General features: G+C 61.6%; 16 protein-coding genes. 8 read left to right on the forward strand and 8 right to left on the reverse strand.

Annotation, left to right across the window (positions count from 1 at the left end):
- Positions 1 to 2: 2 nt before the first annotated feature.
- Positions 3 to 293: a DUF3572 family protein gene (locus C8264_RS02210; protein WP_108459297.1), complete on the reverse strand. Its 291-nt coding sequence runs from the start codon at positions 291 to 293 to the stop codon at positions 3 to 5.
- An 87-nt stretch (positions 294 to 380) separates the two neighbouring features.
- On the opposite strand from C8264_RS02210, the gene C8264_RS02215 reads away from it, so the two are divergent.
- Complete coding sequence (locus tag C8264_RS02215; protein ID WP_108459298.1) at positions 381 to 752, forward strand: response regulator; 372 nt, start codon at positions 381 to 383, stop codon at positions 750 to 752.
- Between the two features lie 83 nt (positions 753 to 835).
- Positions 836 to 2206, forward strand: coding sequence for a PleD family two-component system response regulator (locus C8264_RS02220; protein ID WP_108459299.1), 1371 nt, complete (start codon positions 836 to 838; stop codon positions 2204 to 2206).
- A gap of 552 nt (positions 2207 to 2758) precedes the next feature.
- Here C8264_RS02220 and rpmG read toward each other — a convergent pair.
- The 3 genes from rpmG to rnr all read right to left on the reverse strand — a co-directional run bounded on the left by rpmG (position 2759) and on the right by rnr (position 5911).
- Complete coding sequence (gene rpmG, locus C8264_RS02225; RefSeq protein ID WP_035096841.1) at positions 2759 to 2926, reverse strand: 50S ribosomal protein L33; 168 nt, start codon at positions 2924 to 2926, stop codon at positions 2759 to 2761.
- 302 nt (positions 2927 to 3228) lie between these two features.
- Complete coding sequence (locus C8264_RS02230; RefSeq protein WP_108459300.1) at positions 3229 to 3624, reverse strand: DUF983 domain-containing protein; 396 nt, start codon at positions 3622 to 3624, stop codon at positions 3229 to 3231.
- 4 nt (positions 3625 to 3628) lie between these two features.
- Complete coding sequence (rnr, locus tag C8264_RS02235; protein WP_108459301.1) at positions 3629 to 5911, reverse strand: ribonuclease R; 2283 nt, start codon at positions 5909 to 5911, stop codon at positions 3629 to 3631.
- Positions 5912 to 6127: 216 nt separating this feature from the next.
- Here rnr and C8264_RS02240 point away from each other — a divergent pair, with 216 nt between their 5' ends.
- Positions 6128 to 7174: a dipeptidase gene (locus C8264_RS02240; RefSeq protein ID WP_108459302.1), complete on the forward strand. Its 1047-nt coding sequence runs from the start codon at positions 6128 to 6130 to the stop codon at positions 7172 to 7174.
- A gap of 673 nt (positions 7175 to 7847) precedes the next feature.
- On the forward strand, positions 7848 to 8138 hold the full coding sequence (locus C8264_RS02245) for a GIY-YIG nuclease family protein (RefSeq protein ID WP_108459497.1): 291 nt from the start codon (positions 7848 to 7850) through the stop codon (positions 8136 to 8138).
- Between the two features lie 74 nt (positions 8139 to 8212).
- Here C8264_RS02245 and topA read toward each other — a convergent pair whose 3' ends face one another.
- Both topA and C8264_RS02255 read right to left on the reverse strand, forming a co-directional pair.
- Complete coding sequence (gene topA, locus C8264_RS02250) at positions 8213 to 10858, reverse strand: type I DNA topoisomerase (protein WP_108459303.1); 2646 nt, start codon at positions 10856 to 10858, stop codon at positions 8213 to 8215.
- Positions 10859 to 10983: 125 nt separating this feature from the next.
- Complete coding sequence (locus C8264_RS02255) at positions 10984 to 11385, reverse strand: heme-copper oxidase family protein (RefSeq protein WP_108459304.1); 402 nt, start codon at positions 11383 to 11385, stop codon at positions 10984 to 10986.
- A gap of 265 nt (positions 11386 to 11650) precedes the next feature.
- On the opposite strand from C8264_RS02255, the gene C8264_RS02260 reads away from it, so the two are divergent.
- The 4 genes from C8264_RS02260 to C8264_RS02275 all read left to right on the forward strand — a co-directional run bounded on the left by C8264_RS02260 (position 11651) and on the right by C8264_RS02275 (position 13973).
- A complete protein-coding gene (locus tag C8264_RS02260; RefSeq protein WP_108459305.1) occupies positions 11651 to 12682 on the forward strand; it encodes an aldo/keto reductase in 1032 nt (343 codons plus the stop codon).
- A gap of 150 nt (positions 12683 to 12832) precedes the next feature.
- Entirely contained in the window at positions 12833 to 13207 is a 375-nt protein-coding gene (locus C8264_RS02265) for a response regulator (RefSeq protein WP_108459306.1), read from the forward strand.
- A gap of 13 nt (positions 13208 to 13220) precedes the next feature.
- The gene (locus C8264_RS02270) at positions 13221 to 13439 is read left to right on the forward strand and encodes a hypothetical protein (protein ID WP_108459307.1); all 219 of its coding nucleotides are present in this window, start codon (positions 13221 to 13223) and stop codon (positions 13437 to 13439) included.
- A 117-nt stretch (positions 13440 to 13556) separates the two neighbouring features.
- Positions 13557 to 13973, forward strand: a complete 417-nt coding sequence (locus tag C8264_RS02275) for a DUF4260 family protein (protein WP_108459308.1) — start codon at positions 13557 to 13559, stop codon at positions 13971 to 13973.
- A 40-nt stretch (positions 13974 to 14013) separates the two neighbouring features.
- Here the strand turns inward: C8264_RS02275 and purN are convergent, their stop codons facing one another.
- Positions 14014 to 14604 carry a phosphoribosylglycinamide formyltransferase gene (gene purN, locus C8264_RS02280; RefSeq protein WP_245892901.1) on the reverse strand — a complete coding sequence of 197 codons (591 nt, stop codon included), beginning with the start codon at positions 14602 to 14604 and terminating at the stop codon, positions 14014 to 14016.
- Positions 14601 to 15677 carry a phosphoribosylformylglycinamidine cyclo-ligase gene (purM, locus tag C8264_RS02285; protein WP_108459309.1) on the reverse strand — a complete coding sequence of 359 codons (1077 nt, stop codon included), beginning with the start codon at positions 15675 to 15677 and terminating at the stop codon, positions 14601 to 14603. Before purM ends, purN begins: the two co-directional genes overlap by 4 nt.
- Positions 15678 to 15940: the final 263 nt, after the last annotated feature.

Consider the following 15940-nt stretch of genomic DNA (forward strand, 5'->3'; position numbering starts at 1 on the left):
TGCTACCCCGCTGGGTTGATCCGATGCCAAACGCGCATGAACTGTTCGGGCGACAGACCCGTATTGGCGCAAAGAGCGAGAAGAATCGCTTCGTTGGCGGCAACATAGTCGATAAGACCGCGCTCGAAAGCAGGGGTGCCGACAGCATTGCGCAACGCCGCTGGATCGAGGCCAGCATACTGCATGAAACCCAGCAATTCTTCAGGGTTCTCTGCCAGATAGCCAAGGCAGGCTTCAGCCAGCGATGTCACGGATGGGTCGGCTTTGTCGGGACGGGGCACAGCCGGGCTCATTTGGTGTTTTGTAACGGATTCAATGTTAGCTGAAGATGGCGGCAAAGCGAAGTGCCGCCGGCACCTTGCCGGTGCGAGGAAGAATTCATGCCAAAGACAGTTATGATCGTCGAGGATAACGAGCTCAACATGAAGCTCTTCAACGATCTGCTAGAATCACGTGGCTATGCCGTGATCCAGACCCGCAACGGTATGGAGGCGCTCGATCTCGCCCGTGCCCATCACCCAGACCTGATTCTGATGGATATCCAGCTGCCGGAGGTTTCCGGGCTCGTGGTGACCAAATGGCTCAAAGACGATGATGAGCTCGCGCACATACCCGTCATTGCCGTCACGGCTTTTGCCATGAAGGGCGACGAAGAACGGATTCTGCAAGGCGGTTGCGAGGGCTACATCAGCAAACCGATATCCGTGCCTCACTTTCTGGAAACTATTGCCCGGTACATTGGCCCCGCCTGATCGGCGCGTATTTTCCCGGTCAGTCTGTCGCCTGACGCCGATAGTGAACGCTACCGGCGGGTGAACATTTTCCGGGGCTTGAAGTGACCGCACGCGTTCTGATCGTCGATGATATTCCAACCAATGTGCGCCTGCTCGAAGCGCGCCTTACGGCCGAGTATTTCGAAGTCGTAACGGCGACCTCCGGGCAGCAAGCGCTTGATATCTGCGCCAATTCCGACATCGACATTGTCCTGCTCGACGTCATGATGCCGGAGATGGACGGCTTCGAGGTCTGTCTGCGGCTCAAGGGTAGCCCCAAGACCCATCATGTCCCGGTGTTGATGGTCACGGCGCTGGATCAGCCTTCCGACCGGGTTCGCGGGCTTGAGGTGGGTGCAGATGATTTTCTGACCAAGCCCGTCGACGATGTTCAACTGATGGCGCGCGTCAAAAGCCTGGTGCGTTTGAAATCGCTGACTGACGAATTGCGCGCCCGCGCCATGACGGGTCAGCAGATCGCCGTTGAAGACGCGATCAGGGCGATGGACAAGATCAGCACCGCGGGCGGCTCGATCCTGATCATCGACACCGATCAGCGCCATGCGGAGCGCCTCAAGAACTATCTCACGCCGGAACATCAGGTCGACATCCTGACGCAGCCAGCCGAAGCGGTGTTCCAGGTCACTGGTGCGCAATACGAATTGGCGATCGTGAGCATGGCGCTGGCGGATTATGATCCGCTGCGGGTCTGCTCGCAGATTCGGACGCTGGAGCATGCCCGGACCTTGCCGATCATTCTTGTGGCGGACGAAGCGGACAGGCCGCGCGTGGTGCGGGCGCTGGATCTGGGGGTGAATGATTTCATTTCCCGGCCGGTGGAGCGCAACGAGCTGGCAGCGCGCGTGCGCACCCAGATCAGGCGCCATCGCTATGCGCTGGAGCTGCGCCAAAGCGTCAACAATACCATGGCGATGGCCGTGACCGACGACATGACCGGGCTGTATAATCGCCGGTATTTCGACCGCCATCTCGGTGTCATGCTGAGCAAGGCGCAGAGCCAGGATCGCGACATGGCGCTGATGATCCTGGACATCGATCACTTCAAATCGGTCAATGACAATTATGGCCACGATATCGGTGACGCGGTGCTCCGGGAGTTCGCGGCACGGTTGAAGAGAAACATCCGTGGCGTTGATCTTGCTTGCAGATTTGGCGGTGAAGAGTTCGTGGTCTTGATGCCTGATACCGACTATCGGCAGGCTGAAACCATTGCGGAGCGGGTGCGGCAGTCCATCTCGGAGCGGAGTTTCGAGATTGGGGCAGATCGGCACCTGTCGGTGACGGTATCGGCCGGGGTGACGCTCAACGAGGCACGCTCGGAGACGCCAGAGTCACTTATCAAGCGGGCCGACGTGGCTCTGTACCGGGCCAAGCGCGAGGGGCGGAACCGGGTGGTGTTCGACGCCGCCTGATTTGTGCGCAATTGCGCGTATTAGGGTTATTTGTTATAATTAACAAAGGGTTGTCGGCGCCGAAGTGCCGGTTATCCTTGAGTTTTTCGGCTCTGAGAGTAGGTTGAATTCACCGCAGCGAGACACCCGAAAGGGCCTCGCCGGCGAGTTCCCCAGGGACTTCTCAGGTTCGCCGCAACTCCTGAGAACCATGGGGCGGTTGGTCCGGACGCGGACAGAGTGGCCTCTTCGACATGCCGCTCCGGACCAGCCACTCATCATTGGATGTCGCACAGCATATTGGGCTAAAGCGCTAGCATGGTGCTAACGTTGAGGGCACCTGCGGGGTTCAAGGGTGCCCATCAGAGCGCATCGCGCCTGATGTGAACTTGACCCGGGGCCGAGCGAGTGGAGGCCGGGTGCCACGACCTCGTCCTTCGACAGGCTCAGGATGAGGTCTGCTCAGTCCGACCCTGTTCTACTCAATCGATCCTGTTCTACGACCTGCACTCACGAAAAAGCCCCGCATCATCGATGCGGGGCTTTTTGATATTCGACAGAGCAGGCGCCAGATTACTTGATCTTGGCTTCCTTGAACTCGACGTGCTTGCGCACGACCGGATCGTACTTGTTGTACGAGAGCTTCTCGGTCTGGGTGCGGGCGTTCTTCTTGGTGACGTAGTAGAAGCCAGTATCAGCCGTCGACACGAGCTTGATCTTGACGGAAGCGGCTTTGGCCATTGGTTAGTCCTTCACAAAGCGAAAGGCGCCGCAAAATGCGGCGCTGGGAATTTGGGCGCAACCTACGGATTTCGGTCCGATTGTCAATGGGGGATCGATTGCCCCCGCCCGAGTCTCGTCACGTTCCGCGCTGTCTTCGGGGTTGATCCGAGGACCTCCCGCAACGCGTATCGGGTTGATAGTGGCCCTCGGGTCGAGCCCGAGGGAAACGCGGTGTGTGGGGTGGGCTTGGTGCCCGCTGGGAGTCGCTGTGTTGGGTGGCCGAGGGGCACGGTGCGTTGGCCGCACAGTGCCGAAAAATCTCAGTCGATCTGGCCGGTGCCGAATCCGTACATGCCGTTGGCCCATTGCAGGCCGACGATGGCGCCCTTGATGGACGGCAGCATGGCGAGCGGCATGATAACGGCCAGTGGAATCATGGTGTAGAGATAGGTCAGCGGACTGACCTGGTAGACCATCTCGATGTGCAACATGGCCAGCACCAGGATGTGACCCACGATGGTGATGGCGATATAGGGCGGGAAGTCGTCGGCGCGATGCAGGTTGAGCTGTTCGCCGCAGGCGTTGCAGTGATCCGCAACCTTGAGGTAGGCGCGGAACATCTTGCCCTGACCGCAATGAGGGCACTTACAGAGCGTGCCGCGCCACATCGCCTGGCCGACGCTGCGCTGTTCGATTGCTTTTGCCCTGTTGGTCATCGCTCTACCTCTTTTTGCGGCCCTTCGGGCCATATGATCTAGGTGGGCGCTTTGTGGAGCGTCGGCTAGATGACGGATTGCCGCGTGTGCCTTCCGACAGAAGCTCGAAACGCAGGGCGCCGGCGACAGGCGCTGCTTCGAGTAGCCGGACGGTTACGCGATCTCCGAGGGCGAATTTTTCGCCGGTACGGTCGCCGACCATGGCCTGCTGGTCTTCGGCATAGCGGTAGTAATCCTCGCCGAGGGTGGAGGCAGGAATAAAGCCGTCGGCTCCGGTTTCCAGCAGGCGCACGAAAAGGCCGGAGCGGGTGACGCCGGAGATGCGCCCCTCGAAGCGGGCGCCGATCTGGGCGGCAAGGAACTGGGCGAGCAGGCGGTCGGACGTTTCACGCTCGGCGTTCATGGCACGCCGTTCGGTGGCCGAGATGTGCTGGGCGATGCCGGGCAGCTTGAGGATTTCACTTTCGCTGAGGCCATCATCGCCGATGCCCAGCACCGTTATCAGTGCGCGATGGACAATGAGGTCGGCGTAGCGGCGGATGGGCGAGGTGAAATGGGCGTAGCGGTCCAGATTAAGGCCGAAATGGCCGTAGTTCTCGGGGGAGTATTCGGCCTGGGCCTGGCTGCGCAGAACCATTTCCGAGACCTGCTCGATATTGCCGGCCTTGCGGGCCTGGGCGAGGATGCCGTTGAAATCCGAAGCGCGGACGCTGTCGGACTTCTTGATGGCAATGTCCAGCGAGCCGAGGAAATCACGCAGCGCCTGGAGCTTTTCGCTGCTGGGCTCATCGTGGACGCGGTAGAGCAGGGCCGATTTCTTCTGCTCAAGCGTTTCGGCGGCCGCGACGTTGGCCGCGATCATCATTTCCTCGATCAGGCGATGGGCGTCGAGCCGCTCGGGCGTGTGGATGTCTTTGACGAGGCCTTTTTCGTCGAGGATGATCTTGCGTTCGGGCAGGTCGAGATCGAGCGGGCCGCGCTTGTCACGCGCCTTGGTCATGGCGTCGTAGGCGGCATAGAGCGGGCGCAGGATGGGGTCGAGCAGGGGGCCGGTCTTGTCGTCGGCATTGCCGTCGATGGCGGCCTGGGCCTGCTGGTAGCTCAGTTTAGCAGCGGAGCGCATCAGGATGCGGTGGAAGCTGTGGTTGCGCTTCTTGCCATCGGCGCCGAACACCATGCGCACGGCAAGCGCGGCGCGGGGTTCGCCTTCCTTGAGCGAGCAGAGTTCGTTGGAAATACGCTCGGGAAGCATCGGCACGACGCGGTCGGGGAAATAGACCGAATTGCCGCGGAGATAGGCTTCGCGGTCGAGCGCAGTGCCGGGACGGACATAGGCGGCGACGTCGGCGATGGCGACGGTGACGATATGGCCATCGGGGTTGGTGGGGTCGGTGTCGGGCTCAGCGTGGACGGCGTCGTCGTGGTCCTTGGCGTCGTGCGGGTCGATGGTGATGAGGGGCAGTTCGCGCCAGTCCTCGCGGCCCTTGAGGGTGGCTTCCCGGGCTTCGTCGGCCTCGCGAATGACGGAGGCGGGGAAGCGGTAGGGGATTTCGAGGGCGTGAATGGCGATGAGGCTGATTGCGCCTTCGGACATGGGATTGCCGATGACGGAAGTGACCTTGGCGCGCGGGATCATCAGGCGGCCGGAGAGCTTTACCTCGACCTCCACCAGATCGCCGTCCTTGGCATCGAGCAGATCGCCCAGGGGGATGCGCATTTCCTTCTGCTTGCGCTCGACCGGGATGAGGCGGGCGCCGTCGTCGTCCATCCGCACAATGCCGATATGCGCGCGGCGGGGTTTGTCGAGGATCTTCATCGCCTTGGCGGTGTAGTGGGGGACGTCGTCTTCGCCGGCATCGATGCGCGCGAGGATGCGGTCGCCGGGCGCGGGCACGACGCGGGCGTCGCGACCACCGATCACCTGAACGCGGGGCTTTTCGCCTTCTTCCTCGTTCCACTGGGCGGGGAAGGCGTGCAGATCATCGGGATCGGCATCGGTGGGGATATCGAGCACGGTGACGTGCGGCAGGGCGGCGGTGCGGCGCAGCGCCTTGCGGGTGCGCGTGATGATGCCCTCGCCCTCAAGCTCGTTCAGCATTGCCTTGAAGGGGCGGCGCATGTCGCCACGGATGCCGAACACCTTGGCGAGATCGCGCTTGCCCTTGATGTCAGACTGTTGAGCGAGCGCTTCGAGAAGCTGTTCGCGCGTGGGCAGAGCATCGGCGGCAGGCATGCGGGTGCGCCGGGGGCCGGAGGTGTTTTTTGATTTGGTTGGTGGCTTGGCCATAAGGATTTTTTCGTTGCGTTAGCTGATAGATAGGTGATGGCAGCCCATTTGCCAAATGAAGCGGCGGGACGGGGGATTGGTTCCGGCAATTGTTGTGGGTGGGGAGCTGTTTGGCGGGATTTTAGAATGCCCCGGCTCAGGGCCGGGGTGACACCGCCGGTGGGGGACGTTTATTGCATAAGCTGGCAGAACAACTCGACGAAAGCCGATTCCCACATGACCATTCCCTTTTTTGACGGCCACAATGACACCGTGTTGCGCTTGCTGGAGCTTGCGGCGCCTGGGCAGGAGGCGGCGTTTGTCGAGGGTGGCAGGGGTGGCCATATCGATTTGCCACGGGCCAAGACGGGTGGGATGGCGGGCGGATTTTTCGCGATGTTCCCGCCGCCGCTGAAGGGGAGCCTGGCGGGAACGGTGGGGACGGCGGCTTCTTCGAACGGGCAATTGCCGCCGGAGCTGGCGGTTGCGGATGCGCAGGCGTCTACCAATGGTATGGCGTCTATCCTGCTGCGGCTGGAGCGCATGGGGGCGCTGGCGCTGTGCCGGTCGGCAGCGGAGGTGCGCGCGGCAATCGGGCAGGGTACGCTGGCGGCCATCATGCATATCGAGGGGGCTGAGGCGATCGATACCGAGTTCCGGGCGCTGGACGTGCTTTATGCGGCCGGGCTGCGCTCGATCGGGATCACCTGGAGCCGGGCTAATGCGTTCGGGACCGGGGTGCCGTTCCGCCACAATGCGGACCCCGATATCGGGCCAGGACTGAGCGATGCCGGCAAGGAATTGGTGCGGCAGTGCAATCGGCTTGGGGTGATGATTGATTTGTCGCATCTCAATGCGGCCGGGTTTCGCGATGTGGCTGATATCAGCACGCATCCGCTGGTCGCGACGCATTCAAATGTGCATGCCATCTGTCCGCATGCGCGCAATCTGGTGGACTGGCAATTGGCCGCCATTCGCGAGAGCGGCGGCATGGTGGGGCTGAACTTCGCAACAGGCTTTCTGCGACCGGATGGGAAATTCGTGGCAGACACGCCGATCGAGTTGATGGTGCGCCATATGGATGCGCTGGTGGAGGCGGTTGGTGAGGACGGTGTGGCGCTGGGGAGCGATTTCGATGGGGCGATGGTTCCTGCTGAAATTGGGGATGTAACGGGCGTGCAGAAGCTGCTGCAGGCGCTGTTGGACAAGGGCTATGGCGAAGAGCTGGTGCGCAAGATCGCGCTGGGCAACTGGCTTTCGATGATCGAGCGCACCATCGGATAGGCGTTCGATGTGCCTTTGGCGTCATGCCCTGCCAAAGAATTAGCGCAGAACATTGGCGCGTCAAAATAAGCCATTGAAAAATCGTAATCTATGGCCATGTTGATGGTGTGCGTTAGCACAATCCGTTTTCATCACTATTGACGCTTTCAGCCGAATGGCCTGGAAGCCAGGAGGTTATTCATGCCCGCCCTTAGGCTCTGTCAGTCATGCGCTGGACCCCGGCCACGTGCCGCCGTTCGTTGCCCATGGTGTTTGGCAAGCTACACATCGCCGAGTCGTATCCCCGAGCATTTGTTCGCGACCGCTGAAGGCGAGAAGGGTGTGGAACCTCAAGGCTATCCGCCGGCGGCGCATCGCCGCCGCTAGTGCGACCAAACGCCCATGGCTTTAGGCTGTGAGATGGCCATGATGGGCACAGCGGTGTCTGCCGGAAACGACGGCACCGCAGGGGCTTGAGCGCTGAACAGCTAGGCGCTCGCCCCGATTTTTATTGAAGAGCCCCGGTCGGGAGACTGGGGCTTTTTGTTTTATGGGGCTGGGTTTGGCGGGGCAGAGTGGCCCTCGGGTCGAGCCCGAGGGAAACGTGGTGGTTGTTGGAATTATAGAGGATAGGCTGACGCTGCGTTTGCCCTCAGGCTTGACCCGAGGGCCACTTGCCGCATCAACTAGGCCAATGGCGGCTTGGGTTTACATCATGGCGAACAGGCCGCTTGGCACGATTTATGTCGGCTCGACGACGAAGCTTGTCCAGCGCGTGTGGCAGCACAGGAACGAGGTGGTTCCGAGTTTCACCCGCGAGTACCGGTGTCATCTGCTGGTGTATTTTGAGGGACATCAAGACATCCGCCACGCCATGCAGCGGGAGCGGAACGTCAAGCATTGGGTTCGTGATTGGAAGGTCGAGCTGATCGAGAAGGGTAATCCGGAGTGGGATGACCTTTATGGCTTGATCGTGGGTGGTTGAGAGTGGCCCTCGGGTCGAGCCCGAGGGAACGTGGTGGTTGTTGGGAGGCTGGGGTCAAAAGAGGGTATTTGTAGCTAGAACGGCACGTCTTCTTCGGCGACTTTTTTGGTGACCGCTTTTTTGGTTGCGGGCTTCTTGGTGGTGGTGGCCTTTGCAGCGGCGGTCTTGGTTGCCGCCTTCTTTGCGGCGGGCTTTTTGGCAGCGGCTTTTTTGGCTGGGGCCTTTTTCACCTTGGTGCCGGTGGCTTCGGCTCTTGCCGCGATCCACTCTACGGCTTCCTCCAGCGTTACCGCCTCGGGCTGCACATCCTTTGGGATGGTGGCGTTGATCTTGCCCTGGTTCACATAGGGACCGTAGCGGCCGGCGCGGACGGTGATGGGGCCGTTGTCGTGCTCGAAGGTCTGGATGGCGGCGACGGCTGTGCCGCCGCGCTTGAAGCCGCCGGCGGCTTTTTGGGCCAAGAGGTCAACGGCGCGGTTGAGGCCGACGGTGAAGACTTCCTCGACATCGGGCAGGTTGGCGTATTTGCCGTCGTGCAGGATGAAGGGGCCGTAGCGACCGAGGCCCGCCGAGATGGGGAGGCCGGTTTCAGGGTGGAGACCCACTTCGCGGGGGAGCGAGAGGAGTTTCAGGGCCGATTCCAGGGTCATGGAAGCGGCTTCCCAGCCCTTGGGTATGGAGGAGCGCTTGGCTTCCTTGCCGTCGCCAAGCTGGACATAGGGGCCGAAGCGGCCGGTCTTGAGGAAGACCTCTTCGCCGCTTTCTGGATCAGTGCCCAGAATGCCGTCACCGGCTGCGGCTTCCGAGGACTGGCCCGAGGCGGCGTCGGAAAGCTGCATGGTGTGCTTGCATTCGGGATAGTTCGAGCAGCCGATGAAGGCGCCGAACTTGCCCAGCTTGAGCGAAAGTTGGCCGGTGCCGCAGGTAGGGCAGAGGCGCGGATCGCCGCCGTCCGGCTTGGGCGGGAAGATGCGGCTGGCGAGCAGGTCGTTGAGCGCGTCGAGGACTTCGGAAACGCGAAGGTCCTTGATCTCGGTGGTGGCGGCGGTGAAATCCTTCCAGAAATCACGCAGCACCTGCTTGTAGTCGATCTCGCCGGCGGAAACCTGGTCGAGCTGTTCTTCGAGGCCGGCGGTGAAGCCGTATTCCACGTAGCGGGTGAAGAAGGATTCAAGGAACGCCGTGACGATGCGGCCACGATCCTCGGGGTGCAGCGCCTTGCCCTCGAGGCGGACATAGTCGCGATCCTTAAGGGTGGTGAGGGTGGCGGCATAGGTGGAAGGACGGCCGATGCCGAGTTCTTCCATCTTCTTGATCAGGCTCGCCTCGGTGTAGCGCGAAGGCGGCTGGGTGAAGTGCTGCTCGATGTCGACGGCTTGCAGGTTCGGTTTGTCGCCGACCGACAGGGGCGGCAGTTCGCGGCTGTCTTCGTCTTCGGTTTCCTCGTCGGATTTGACCTCGACACCATAGAGCTTGAGGAAGCCAGGGAAGATGACGACGGAGCCGACGGCGCGCAGTTCGACGGCGCGGCCGGGCACGTTGACGGCGATGTCCACCGTGGTGCGGTCGATCTCGGCCGAGCGCATCTGCGAGGCGAGGGTACGGCGCCAGATCAGGCCGTAGAGCTTGGACTGGTCGGCGTCGAGATTGAGGTTCTCGGGGCGCTTGAACATGTCGGTGGGGCGGATGGCCTCGTGCGCTTCCTGGGCGTTCTTGGCCTTGGTCTGGTAGATGCGCGGCTTATCGGGAAGGTATTCCTCGCCGAAATATTTGCCGATCACCGAGCGGGCCATGGAGATGCCTTCGGGCGCCATCTGCACGGCGTCGGTACGCATATAGGTGATCAGACCGTCCTCGTAGAGGCGCTGGGCGATTTGCATGGTGCGATTGGGCGAGAGGCCCAGGCGCGATGACGCGTCCTGCTGCAGCGAGGAGGTGGTGAAGGGCGCGTAAGGATTGCGCTTGGTGGGTTTTTTCTCGACGGATGAGACGTTGAACTGGCCGGATTCGATCAGCTGCTTGATCTCGGCGGCGTTTTCGCCGGTCTTGATGTCGAGCTTGTCGGTCTTCTTGCCGTCGACTGAGAACAGGCGCGCGAGGAAGCTCTTGCCCGATTGGGCGAGCTTAGCCTCGACGGACCAGTATTCCTCGGGCTTGAACTTTTCGATCTCGGCCTCGCGGTCGGAAACGAGGCGCAGCGCGACGGACTGGACACGGCCGGCCGAGCGGGAGCCGGGCAGCTTGCGCCAGAGAATGGGCGAAAGGGTGAAGCCGACGAGATAATCGAGGGCGCGGCGGGCGAGATAGGCGTCCACCAGCGGCATGTCGATGTCGCGCGGCTTGGCCATGGCGGCCGTAACGGCATCCTTGGTGATGGCGTTGAAAACGACGCGCTGGACGGTCATGTCCTTTTTAATGGACTTCTTGGCCTTGAGCACGTCGAGTACGTGCCAGGAGATGGCTTCGCCTTCGCGGTCAGGGTCGGTCGCGAGGATCAGGCCGTCAGCGCCCTTGAGGGCATTGGCAATGTCGCTCAGGCGCTTGCGGGAGGCCGTGTCGACCTCCCAGGACATGGCGAAATCTTCGTCGGGACGGACCGAGCCGTCTTTTGCCGGCAAATCGCGGACGTGACCGAAGGAGGCCAGGACTTCATAGCCTGAACCCAGATATTTGTTGATTGTCTTGGCCTTAGCCGGACTTTCAACGACGACGACCTTCATGGAGTACCCGTTCCGCAACGCTTGGTGAGAAGTGGCGCAACATGGTGAAGGCCGGGTGCGGTGTCAACGGGCGCTGAAAAGAGAGTGCCCGGCAATGGTCATGCATGGCCGGGCAGGGAGGTGGATCAGGCGATCCTGGCGGAACGGCCCAGAGTGACGTTTTCTGGGGCGAAGACCATCCAGGCGAAGATCAGCACGCCGGCAAAAGTGATGAGTGCGCTGACAGCGACCACTGGCTCCATGGCGGGATTGCCGAGCAGGAGCAGGTAGAGTGCCACCGCCATCATGGCGACGCCCAATGTGTAGACAGCGTAGTGAACCATGGCGAGGCGCCGTTCGGCCTTGGCCGGGTTCAGCGCGTAATAGCCGCCGAAGATGGCGCTCGTGACCCAACCCAGCAGATTGACATGGGCATGGGCGCCGATGACGTTGTGGTTCTGGCTGATCGCCATCTGCAGACCCATCATGACGCCGACGATCAGGAACAGCACGGCCGTCCTGAAAAACAAATTCGAAATCCTGGGCATTTCTCCCTCCAAAGGCCCGCTCGACCTTCCCTCCGAATGCGAGTGCGGGCGCGTCAAAATACGCCTGTGCGGCACGGTTTACCACTACCGATACGGCCTATGTAACGTTGCACCTTGCCAGCGGCGGAGCCTTGTGATGCACTTGGCCTGCGCCGTTCGGCGCCCGCTTCATCACATGCCCAACCGGACCGATCTGCGCGGAAGAATAGTGCCGCTGCTCCCGGTCCGCGGGTGGAACCGTCAATGCCCAAGAGGAGGTCTATCCATGGAGTACCGCAAGCTCGGTAACAGCGGCGCCATCGTCACCAATTACTGCCTGGGAACGATGACGTTCGGCAAGGAATCTGACGAGGCGACCTCGTTTCGGTTGATGGATGACTATGTGGCCGCGGGCGGCAATTTCATCGACACGGCCAATGTTTACAGCGACGGGCTCTCGGAGCAGATCATCGGGGGCTGGCTCAAGAGCAAGCCGGGCATTCTGCGCGATCTCGTGATTACCACGAAGGGCCGCTTTCCGATGGGCGACGGGCCCAACCATCTGGGGCTGTCGCGCAAGAATCTGAGCGAGGCGCTGGACGCTTCGCTCAAGCGCCTGGGTGTGGAGCATATCGATTTGTACCAGCTGCATGCGTTCGATGCGCTGACGCCGATAGAAGAAACGCTGCGGTTCCTGGATGACTCGATCCGTAACGGCAAGATTGCCTATTACGGATTTTCCAATTTCCTGGGCTGGCAAATGACCAAGGCGGTGTGGATCGCCAAGGCCGGCAATTTCCAGCCGCCGGTGACGCTGCAGCCGCAATATAATCTGCTGGCGCGTGACATCGAGCATGAAGTGGTGCCGGCGGCGCTGGATGCGGGTATCGGGCTGTTGCCATGGTCGCCGCTCGGCGGGGGGTGGCTGTCGGGCAAGTACAAGCGCGACCAGATGCCGAGTGGCGCAACGCGGTTGGGCGAGAACCCCAAGCGTGGGCTCGAAGCGTTCGAAAAGCGCAACGCCAATCCGGCCACGTGGCAGGTCATTGGCGCGCTGGAGGATATCGCCAAGGCCCGGGGGGCTTCCATGGCGCAGGTGGCGCTGGCGTGGCTGGTGAAGCGGCCGGCGGTGACTTCGGTGATCCTGGGGGCTCGCACGGCGGAACAATTGGCGGATAATCTGGGCGCGGCCGATGTTACCCTGAGCGATGACGAGATGAGGACGCTGACCGAAATGAGCGCACCGCAGGTCGCCGACTATCCATATGGCGAGGGCGGCAACAGGCAGCGCAACCGGCGGATGGAAGGCGGGCGCTAGGATGGGCGGGGGCGCCTGCGGATAGCGCGGGCGCTCCAGCACCAATGCTTTGGGGGAGCGTGCGTTACCGTACCAAGGGCTGCGTGAAAGGATTGATTAAGGTACCGCTAAGGGAGCGTCATTTGCTCATCCTTCGTTGGCGGCACGAACATGCAAGCAATCGATCAAAGCCTTATCATCGTTGAAGACGAACCCCTTATCTCCATGATGGTTGGAGAGATTGCCGAAGACCTCGGCTGGAAGGTCGATGGCAGCGCCCAGACGGAGGCTGATGCCTTTGCGCTCCTGAACAGGAGTGTGCCCAGCCTCGCGCTGCTCGACATCAATCTGGGCCTGACGACGAGCCTTGCAGTGGCGGCATCGTGCCGCGACCGCGGCATTCCGGTGGTTTTCATCACCGGGTATTCGGCAAAGGAGGTTTCTCCGCTCTGTGGTGGTGCTCCGGTGTTGGCTAAGCCGTTTTCACCGGAGGATTTGGACCAGGCATTGCGGCGGGCGATGGTCGCCGATGCATTGATTGCTTAGGCCTGGGCGGACCATGGGACCTGCCAAGCGGTCATTAGTCCTTGATGCGTCCATCGAAATTGCGTCGATGCAATTGGTGCGGACGGATATTGCCTATCATGCGCAGTTGGAGATGGTCGAACGCCTGAAATCGGATGGGCTCGATACGTCGCACCGGGAGAAGATTTTGGGGTTCCTCAAGGAGCAATTGGAGCGCAACCACGCCTGGTTGCGGTCACTGCAGAGTATCTGAAGGCCAGGCGCCTAATTTTCTGGGGCATACATTATTGTAGAGCCGCTGAAGGGTTTTTGGGAATGGCAGGCAGGGCCGCTCCCGCGCTAGTCTCCGGACATGAACAGGAGACGGCACATGGCTTCCACCAAAGCAACGACGGCGGACGGGCGTTACGGAGCTGGCGAGAAAGCCAGAGCGGGCATTGAAAAGCCGGTGGCGCTGATGTTGCGCCTCGAAGGCGGCTTGGCGCTGGTATTGGGTTTATGGGCGTTTCAGGCGCTGGGCGGCAATTGGTGGCTGTTTGCGGCGTTGTTCCTAGCGCCGGACCTGTTCATGCTGGGCTATTTGCGGGACGCGCGAACTGGTGCGGCTATCTACAATGCGGGGCATACGTATCTGGCGCCGGCAGTGTTGGCGCTGATCGCGGTGGTGCTTGGCGCGAGTGTGCTGCTGCCGCTTGCGGTGATCTGGGCGGCGCATATCGGGTTAGATCGGATGCTGGGGTTCGGGTTGAAGTCACCAGCGGGGTTTAAGTCGACGCATTTGGGGTAGGGGTGGTTCTACACGCGCGGATTACGCGCAGGGTGCGGAGTTAGTGCAGCGTTGATAGGTCGCCAAGTGCGAGGCGGCGGAGGGCTTCGGGGTAGATGCGGTGCTCTTCGATGAGAATGCGGGCGGCAAGGGTCTCGGGGGTGTCGCCGGGGAGGACGGGCACCTTGGCTTGCAGGATTGGAGCGCCTTCGTCGAGGCCGGGGGTGACGAAGTGGACGGTGCAGCCGGAGACGGTGGCGCCGTCGGCGAGGGCGCGTTCGTGGGTGTGGAGGCCACGATAGAGCGGCAGGAGCGATGGGTGGATGTTGATCATCCGGCCGGCCCAGTGATTGACGAAGTCCTCGCCCAGAACGCGCATGAAGCCGGCGAGGCAGACGATCTCCACGTCCCAGCTTTCAAGGATCTGGGTCATCACGTCCTCGAACATCTCGCGGGTGGGGAACTTGCTTTGCGCAAGGAACGCGGTGGCAATGCCCTCGGAGGATGCAACCGCGAGGCCTGGAGCGGCGGCGCGGTTGGAGAGGACGCCGACGATTTCAGCCGGGTAGTCTGGGGCCTTGGCAGCCTCGATCAGGGCGGACATGTTGGAGCCGCGTCCGGAAATCAGGATGCCGACACGCTTGCGGATCACAGGGGAAGCTTGCCCTGGAAGGTGACGGGCTCGCCGGTGCGGGCGGTGAGATGGCCAACAACCGAGGCAGTTTCGCCGGCCTCGGTCAGGTGCGCCACCAGTCGCTCGGCGTCGATTGGCGCAACGGCGACCAGCATGCCAACGCCGCAATTGAAGGTGCGCAGCATTTCGCGCTCGTCCATGCCGCCGACGTGGCTGAGCCAGGAGAATACCTTGGGGGTCTGGATGGCGGCGAGGTCGACATGGGCCGCCAGCTCGTCCGGGAGGACGCGTGGGATATTGTCGATGAAGCCGCCGCCGGTAATGTGGGCCATGGCCTTGACGCCGATGCCGGCCTTGAGCGCGGACAGCAGCGGCTTCACATAGATGCGGGTCGGTGTCAGCAGCGCGTCGGCAAGCGTCTGGCCCGGTGCGAAGGGGGCGTCGGCGTACCAGTCGAGACCGGAAAGCTCGACGATCTTGCGGACCAGGGAATAGCCGTTGGAGTGAACGCCGGAGGACGCGAGCGCCACCAGCGTGTCGCCTTCGGCAAGATCGTTGCGCGGCAGCAGGGTGCCACGTTCGGCGGCGCCAACGGCAAAGCCTGCCAGATCATAATCCTTGCCGTGATACATGCCCGGCATTTCGGCGGTTTCGCCACCGATCAGGGCGCAACCGGCGAGGCGGCAACCTTCGGCTATGCCATTGACGATGGCGGTGCCCTGTTCGACGTCAAGCTTGCCGGTGGCAAAATAATCGAGAAAGAACAGCGGCTCGGCGCCCTGCACGATCAGGTCATTGACGCACATGGCGACAAGATCCTGCCCGATGGTGGAATGATTGCCCGCATCGATGGCGATCTTGAGCTTGGTGCCCACGCCATCATTGGCGGCAACGAGCACGGGATCAATGAAGCCTGCGGCGCGCAGATCGAAAAGACCGCCAAATCCACCGATCTCGCCGTCAGCGCCCGGGCGCCGCGTGGAACGAACTGCGGGCTTGATCGCTTCTACGAGCGCATTGCCGGCATCGATATCGACACCTGCCTGCTTGTATGAGAGACCGTTTGGTGTCAGGTGTTTCGGATCGGACATAGGCCTCGGACCGTAGGTTGTGTAGACAGTTAGGTGATGGCGGCTGCAAACGGCGATTTTCTGCGCTTCCGGTGCTCACGTACCCATGTACGCTGCGCTCCGGTTCTCGAAAACCACCATTTTCGCCTCCCCTGACCTAACTGTCTTCACAACCTAGTAGGGAAAGCGTGCGCAAAGCCTCTACCGGAAGCCTGGGCGGTTGCCAATTCCGGAGCCGGAAGCTAGATGGCCTGATAGCTTCTCCACCACATCCACGCAAGGGC

Source organism: Devosia naphthalenivorans, from assembly GCF_003056355.1.
GTDB classification, from domain to species: Bacteria; Pseudomonadota; Alphaproteobacteria; order Rhizobiales; family Devosiaceae; genus Devosia; species Devosia naphthalenivorans.

What these genes read in the sequence shown, in the direction of transcription:
- C8264_RS02210 (WP_108459297.1), bottom strand. Translation starts at nt 293, where the DNA reads ATGAGCCCGGCTGTGCCCCGTCCCGACAAAGCCGACCCATCCGTGACA.
- C8264_RS02215 (WP_108459298.1), top strand. Translation starts at nt 381, where the DNA reads ATGCCAAAGACAGTTATGATCGTCGAGGATAACGAGCTCAACATGAAG.
- rpmG (WP_035096841.1), bottom strand. Translation starts at nt 2,926, where the DNA reads ATGGCCAAAGCCGCTTCCGTCAAGATCAAGCTCGTGTCGACGGCTGAT.
- C8264_RS02230 (WP_108459300.1), bottom strand. Translation starts at nt 3,624, where the DNA reads ATGACCAACAGGGCAAAAGCAATCGAACAGCGCAGCGTCGGCCAGGCG.
- rnr (WP_108459301.1), bottom strand. Translation starts at nt 5,911, where the DNA reads ATGGCCAAGCCACCAACCAAATCAAAAAACACCTCCGGCCCCCGGCGC.
- C8264_RS02240 (WP_108459302.1), top strand. Translation starts at nt 6,128, where the DNA reads ATGACCATTCCCTTTTTTGACGGCCACAATGACACCGTGTTGCGCTTG.
- C8264_RS02245 (WP_108459497.1), top strand. Translation starts at nt 7,848, where the DNA reads ATGGCGGCTTGGGTTTACATCATGGCGAACAGGCCGCTTGGCACGATT.
- topA (WP_108459303.1), bottom strand. Translation starts at nt 10,858, where the DNA reads ATGAAGGTCGTCGTCGTTGAAAGTCCGGCTAAGGCCAAGACAATCAAC.
- C8264_RS02255 (WP_108459304.1), bottom strand. Translation starts at nt 11,385, where the DNA reads ATGCCCAGGATTTCGAATTTGTTTTTCAGGACGGCCGTGCTGTTCCTG.
- C8264_RS02260 (WP_108459305.1), top strand. Translation starts at nt 11,651, where the DNA reads ATGGAGTACCGCAAGCTCGGTAACAGCGGCGCCATCGTCACCAATTAC.
- C8264_RS02265 (WP_108459306.1), top strand. Translation starts at nt 12,833, where the DNA reads ATGCAAGCAATCGATCAAAGCCTTATCATCGTTGAAGACGAACCCCTT.
- C8264_RS02270 (WP_108459307.1), top strand. Translation starts at nt 13,221, where the DNA reads ATGGGACCTGCCAAGCGGTCATTAGTCCTTGATGCGTCCATCGAAATT.
- C8264_RS02275 (WP_108459308.1), top strand. Translation starts at nt 13,557, where the DNA reads ATGGCTTCCACCAAAGCAACGACGGCGGACGGGCGTTACGGAGCTGGC.
- purM (WP_108459309.1), bottom strand. Translation starts at nt 15,677, where the DNA reads ATGTCCGATCCGAAACACCTGACACCAAACGGTCTCTCATACAAGCAG.